Here is a 6,702-nt window from a genome sequence, read left to right as displayed (position 1 = left end):
TAAGTTCTACCAGAACTAAGACAAAAGATTTATTATTTTTTTGACTTTAAATCAGCACAGTTCAGCACATAAGAAAAAATGTTTTAACTTCTAAATTCAATGCCTATGAGAAAGAGATAAGTATTTCAATTCCAAGAGTACCCACAGGTACTTCCATTCGTTTTTACCTTTTTACCTTTAATAAAACTAATATTAATTTATGAAAAAATACTTTGAATTAACACCATGCCTGCTGGCATTCTTATGCATTACCAGTTGCGTAGAAGATGTTGATAACGAACGTTCCAAAGGAATGTTCTCGGCATCGCAAAGTGGATTCACCACCATTGAAGTCTATGATTTAGGCTCCCTCAACAAAATCGACTTATCCATTGCCAAGGCAGGATTGGAGGATGCCGGCGGAACAGTAACTTTTTCAGTAGAACAATCTTTATTAGATTCCCTGAACAATGCAGACGGAACAGCCTATCAACTGCTGCCTTCCGAATGCTATACGATTGAAAACGCAACTTACGACGTAACTCCCGGCGGAGACAGACGTGTAACAGGAGGCAGCCTGGTCTACGATCCGCACAAAATCTACGACCTTTGCGGTTTCGACGAGCTTAAATATGTACTTCCGTTACAGGTATCTTCTACAGGAACCCCCATGAATTCAGACCGGACAGCAGTGCTCTATGGATTCATCGTTAAAGAAGCCATTGTCAGACTCGCATCCACCGGAGGAGACTTCACCGTAGAAGGAGGAACAACTACTTCACCTATGAATCTGGACACAGAAATAAGTTTTGAGAATGAATGGGACCTGACTACCACATTTGCCGCCAAAGGAGCGGACTATGTAGATAATTACAATTCAGCAAATTCGACCTATTATATACCATTGCCCTCCGAGTTTTACACTCTTCCTGAAGTCACCATCGCCAAAGGGAAAACAACGGGAGGCTCCGACATCAGCCTGTTGGGCGAAACACTTCCCCCCGGAAATTATCTTCTTCCGGTTTCACTCAGCGGACTTAGCGGACAAGGAGATGCCAACATCAAGATAGACAACCAAACGGTAGCCAACTATTTTGTAATCAAACAAGGCAGTTCCATCAACAGAGACCACTGGACAGTTACTGCCAACACGGAGGAAAAGACAGGAGAAGTCTCAGATGCTTACCCTCACAACGGTCAGACGGTGTCGTTGATTGACGGAGAAATTAACACCTTCTGGCATAGCCAATGGGAGAATGGCGAAGTAGCACCCCCGTATGAAATCATACTCGACATGGGTAAAGAGAACAGTGTCAGCCAATTAGGACTCATCGCCAGACAAAACGCACTGACCACAATGAATATTGAAATTTACGCAGGAGATGACGGCGAAACATGGAACCTGATTGGAAAATACTTTTTCGACGGCAGTATAAAGACAGAGCAAATGGTCCCTGTAAAAGCATGCGACGCACGCTGGCTCCGAATCTACATTCCAAGTCTGGGCAGCGGTTCAACCGTAGGACATTTGGCAGAACTATATGTGTACGGTACGGACAAGTAACCTTCATTATTTTCTAATTCTTACTTAAAAGACACATTTATGAATAAGATATTAAAAGTAACGTGTTTCATCCTGTTTGCCTTATTGGCAGGAATAAACACAATTTACGCACAAGGACAAGGTCCGACAGGGCTTGTAGTTGATGAAAACGGACAGCCGATGATCGGGGTACAGATAAAAATCGAAGGAACCACTGTCGGCGCCATTACCGATGTAGACGGTAACTTCGCCATCAAAGCCCAAAAAGGCAATATACTTATTTTCTCCTATGTGGGCTACGAACAACAAAAAATCACTTATAAGGGAGAAAAGATACTGGCAATCAAAATGCTTCCAAGTACGGAAATGCTGGAAGATGTGGTTATCGTCGGTTACGGTAAACAAAAGAAAAACAGTGTAGTCAGTTCAATCAACGCCATCGGGCCCAAAGAACTGTCGGTTTCTTCCAGCCGTAATATGACTAATAATCTGGCAGGCCAGATTCCGGGACTGATTGCAGTACAGCGTTCCGGCGAACCGGGATACGACAATGCCGAATTCTGGATTCGCGGGCAGAGTTCTTTCAAAGGAGGTACGAATCCGCTTGTATTGGTCGATGGTGTTCCCCGGCAAATGCAGGATATCGAAGCAGATGAAATCGAATCTTTCACTTTGCTGAAAGATGCTGCCGCCACAGCCGTGTACGGAGCCGAAGGTGCAAACGGAGTTATCCTGATTACTTCCAAACGAGGAAATTCGCAGAAACCCAGAATCTCGTTCCGTGCCGAAGGTACGATTCTGGAACCGACACGCCTGCCGACATTCATGAACTCCATAGAGACTTTGAACCTGTACAACGAAGCATTGAACAACGAAGGAACCGCCAGTATCCGCACAGACGAGGAGATTGCCAAATATGGTCCCGGAGCCGACCGTGATTTATATCCGGACACCGACTGGCTGGGTACGATGCTAAGAAACCATACATATAATATGCGATACACCCTGAATGTAAGAGGAGGTACCGAACGTGCCCGTTATTTCGTATCCGGCGCCTTCTATCAGGAAAATGGTATATTCAAGGATTTCGGCAATGATTATGACAACAATATCGGACTGAAACGCTACAATCTGCGCAGCAACATCGACTTTGACGCAACCAAAACGACAACTGTAAAAGTAGACCTCAGCGGACAATACCTGCAGACCAACTATCCGGGAACAGCAACCAGCACTATTTTTACTACCATGTGCCGCACTCCGTCTTATATCATGCCGGCAGTGTATTCCGACGGAACCATCGCCGGACATCCCCGTCCGTCCGGCAACCGTTCCAACCCGTACAACCTGCTTGTTAATTCGGGATACGCCAAAGAGTGGAGAACTTCCATCCAGTCGAAAGTGGAGATAGACCAGAAACTGGACTTCCTGACCAAAGGCTTGACATGGAAAGGACTGATTAGCTTTGACGCAGATATGTCGTACATCGCCAAACGTACCAAAACACCGACACAATACCTGGCAACAGGGCGCGATGAAAACGGAAACCTGCTATATAAGACTGTGGTAGAGGGCAGCGACGTGTTGTCTGAAAGCCTGAGCAACAGTTCGAACAAGAAGATTTATTTTGAAACAGCCCTCAATTACAACCGTACATTCGCAGAAAAACATGATGTAGGAGCCATGTTCCTGTATATGCAGAAAGAAACACAGTATCACAACAATTCCTTACCATATAGAAAGCAAGGCTTGGTCGGCCGTGTGACTTACGGATATGACGGACGTTATTTCCTGGAAGGCAACTTCGGTTACACCGGTTCTGAAACATTTGCCAAAGGCTACCGTTTCGGATTCTTCCCGGCAATGGGTCTGGCATGGTATATCAGTAATGAACACTATTATCCGGAAGTGCTGAAAAAAGTAGTGAACAAACTGAAATTAAGATTCTCTGTCGGTCGTACCGGTAACGACGATACAGGCGGCAGCCGATTCTTATATCGTGGAACCATGAATCAGGGTAACGGCGGCTACAATCTCGGATTCAGTAACAGTGGCGCAATGGGAGGAATAGGCAACGGAATCACTGAAGCACAATTCGAATCTCCCTTCCTCTCGTGGGAAATCGAGGACAAACGCAACTTCGGTATCGATTTAGGCTTGTTCGACAATCGTATCGACCTGCAAGTCGACTATTTCAACAACAAACGTAAAGACATCCTATTGCAGCGTAATACCGTTTCCAACGTAACCGGTTTCCAGCAAATGCCCTGGCAGAACTTCGGTATTGTTAAAAACCAAGGTGTGGACGCAAGCCTGAATCTCAATTATAAAATAGGCGAAGTAAATCTGAGCGCACGCGGCAACTTCACATTCGCACGCAATGAAATTCTCGAATACGACCAAGTGCCGCAAGTCTACCCGTGGCTCGAAAAGAAAGGGACACGCCTCAACTCATGGAAACTGTACATCGCCGACGGGCTTTATACGGCTGACGACTTTTACATAACAGGGGAAGGCCTGAACCGCCAGTACGAACTGAAGCCGGGAGTCGTATCCGGTTTGTCAAGCGGAGTCCGTCCGGGAGATATCAAATACAAAGACCTGAACGGAGACGGCAAAATCGACAGCAACGACCAGATGGAAGATGTAGGAAATCCATCAGTACCGGAAATCGTTTACGGCTTCGGGTTTAACGCCGAATGGAGAGGATTCTATGTCGGCATCTTCTTCCAGGGAGCCGGAAACACCTCCACCGTATTAGGAGACGGTTCCGACGGAGCATTTTTCCCCTTCCAATGGGGAGTGGAAGAATCTGCCGTACGCTCCGAAGTGGCTAACAGATGGACAGAACAGAACCCAAGCCAAAATGTAATGTTCCCTCGTATGCACTCTACCAATTTCGACAACAATACGGCTGCCAGCACATGGTGGCTGCGTGACGCCAGTTTCCTGCGCTTGAAAAATGCCGAAATCGGATACAACTTCAATGAGAAGACACTGAAAAAAATCGGCATACAGTCCTTGCGCGTTTATCTGCAAGGAAACAACCTCTGTGTATGGGACGACATCAAGATGTGGGACCCTGAACTTGGAAACAGCAACGGCGGTTTCTCCTATCCCCTAAGCCGTACCTTCACATTCGGTCTCGACTTTACTTTCTAAATAATCCATATAACACATTATATATATGAAAACATTGAAGAAATTATCAATCATACTGTTCGCAGGACTAAGCACAATCTTCTTTTCAGGTTGCAGCGACTATCTGGACGTATCGGACGACCTGGCGGCAGAACTGACGATGGAAGAAGTATTCAACAACACCAGTTATGCCCGGCGTTTCCACCGTTATATATACTCCGGAATTCCGGATGTGTCAAACATCATCATTACCAGTTCTTACGCAGCCCTGACCGGACTCGACAATCCCTGGCCTGCCGTCTCCGACGAATTGAAAAGCGCGCAAAACAACGTCAAGACAATTCCCACAGTAGGTTATCATGCCGGTTCGGCTGATTTATCCCGATGGAGCCTGTACAAACAAATCCGCCAGGCAAACGAATTCCTGGCATACGCGCATACCATCCCCGCACAAGGTGATGTAACGGATTATATCGACGAAGCCGAACTGGCACAATTGAAAAACGAGGCCCGTTTCCTACGTGCTTACTACCACTATCTGCTGTTCGAATTGTACGGACCCATTCCTATTATGACGGAAATATCAGACCCGTCGGCAAGCGATTTGGACTACTACCGGAACTCAGTGGATGAAGTAGTAGAGTTCATCGATTCCGAATTAAACGAGTGCTACGATGAACTGCCGGAAAAAGAAGTGAATGACGACGGCACTCCCAATGAGAACCGGAGCGCAGCACCTACCAAAGGAGCGGCATTGGCTATTTTGGCAAAACTTCACGTTTACGCCGCAAGCCCCTTGCTGAACGGAGGCTATTCCGAAGCAGTCGCCCTGAGAGATAATCAGAACAAACAACTGTTCCCGGCAAGAGACGACGGAAAATGGCAGACTGCCTTAAACGCCTTACAACGCTTTATCGATTATGCAAAAAACCACTATCATTTGTATAAAGAAAAAGATGAAGACGGCGAACTGGACCCGGCAGAATCTTTGTACCAACTCTTCCAGGTGAGTCTGAACAACCCGGAAGCTATCTGGCAAACCAGTAAAAACTCATGGGGAGACGTTGGCGGAGAAGGAAGAGAACGCAGGTGTACCCCCCGTGCGATTTATAGCGGATTCGGCTGTGTAGGTGTTTTACAAGAAGCCATAGACGACTTCCTGATGAGTGATGGCAAAAGCATTCACGAATCCGAGCTTTATACCGAAGAAGGCATCGGTGAAGACGGCATTCCCAACATGTACAAGAATCGTGAGCCGCGTTTCTACCAGGCCATCACCTATTCCGGCAAAACATGGCAGAAAACAACCAAACAGATTTATTTCTACAAAGGCACCGGAGACGACAATTCCAAAGCGGATATGAGCTATTCCGGCTATCTGCTTTATAAAGGAATGAACCGTGACCTTTTAAACCAAGGCAACAATGCCAAGTCAAAGTTCAGAGCAGGCATGCTGTTCCGTCTGGCCGATTTCTACTTGCTGTATGCCGAAGCATTGAACCATGTAAATCCTGCGGACGAACGTATCATCGCACACATTGACAGCGTCCGTCATCGGGCAGGTATTCCTCTGCTGAAAGATATCAAACCGGAAATAAAGGGAAACCAGACATTGCAGGAAGAAGCTATCCGCAAGGAACGCCGCATCGAGCTGTTTGCCGAAGGACAACGCTACTTTGACGTACGCCGCTGGATGTGCGCCGAAGAAGAAGGATACAAACAAGGCGGGCCGGTACATGGAATGAACATGAATGCCGAAAATCTGGAAGACTTCATGGAACGTACCGCATTTGAAACCCGCATCTTCGAAAAACGTATGTACCTCTATCCTATCCCGTTGAATGAGATTCAAAAATCGAGCAAACTTGTTCAAAATCCGGGATGGTAACTCCTTACGCCATAACACAGGCACAATAGGTATCTCATCATAGATGCAAACAAACATCACCTGAACGGTGCAAATGTAAAAAAGAGGCTGTCCGGCTTTTGAAGTGACCCCAAAAAGTTGGACATGTTAAACATTATCCCGTAATAGAAAG

At 46.3% G+C, this 6,702-nt stretch carries 3 protein-coding genes; all 3 read left to right on the top strand.

Translation table 11 applies throughout. The features are described from left to right. Positions 1 to 199 precede the first annotated feature (199 nt). Genes Q5076_RS17655 through Q5076_RS17645 form a run of 3 tightly spaced genes read left to right on the top strand, consistent with a single transcriptional unit; the run spans position 200 to position 6,551 of the window. On the top strand, positions 200 to 1,543 hold the full coding sequence (locus Q5076_RS17655; RefSeq protein WP_303015101.1) for a DUF1735 domain-containing protein: 1,344 nt from the start codon (positions 200 to 202) through the stop codon (positions 1,541 to 1,543). Positions 1,544 to 1,582: 39 nt separating this feature from the next. Continuing rightward, a complete protein-coding gene (locus tag Q5076_RS17650; protein ID WP_303015099.1) occupies positions 1,583 to 4,684 on the top strand; it encodes a TonB-dependent receptor in 3,102 nt (1,033 codons plus the stop codon). Positions 4,685 to 4,709: 25 nt separating this feature from the next. Next, a complete protein-coding gene (locus tag Q5076_RS17645; protein WP_303015097.1) occupies positions 4,710 to 6,551 on the top strand; it encodes a RagB/SusD family nutrient uptake outer membrane protein in 1,842 nt (613 codons plus the stop codon). Positions 6,552 to 6,702 lie beyond the last annotated feature (151 nt).

Source organism: uncultured Bacteroides sp., assembly GCF_958445495.1.
Taxonomy (GTDB): domain Bacteria; phylum Bacteroidota; class Bacteroidia; order Bacteroidales; family Bacteroidaceae; genus Bacteroides.
Note: the sequence above shows the minus strand (reverse complement) of the source record. Positions and strands in the feature narration are given on the sequence as shown.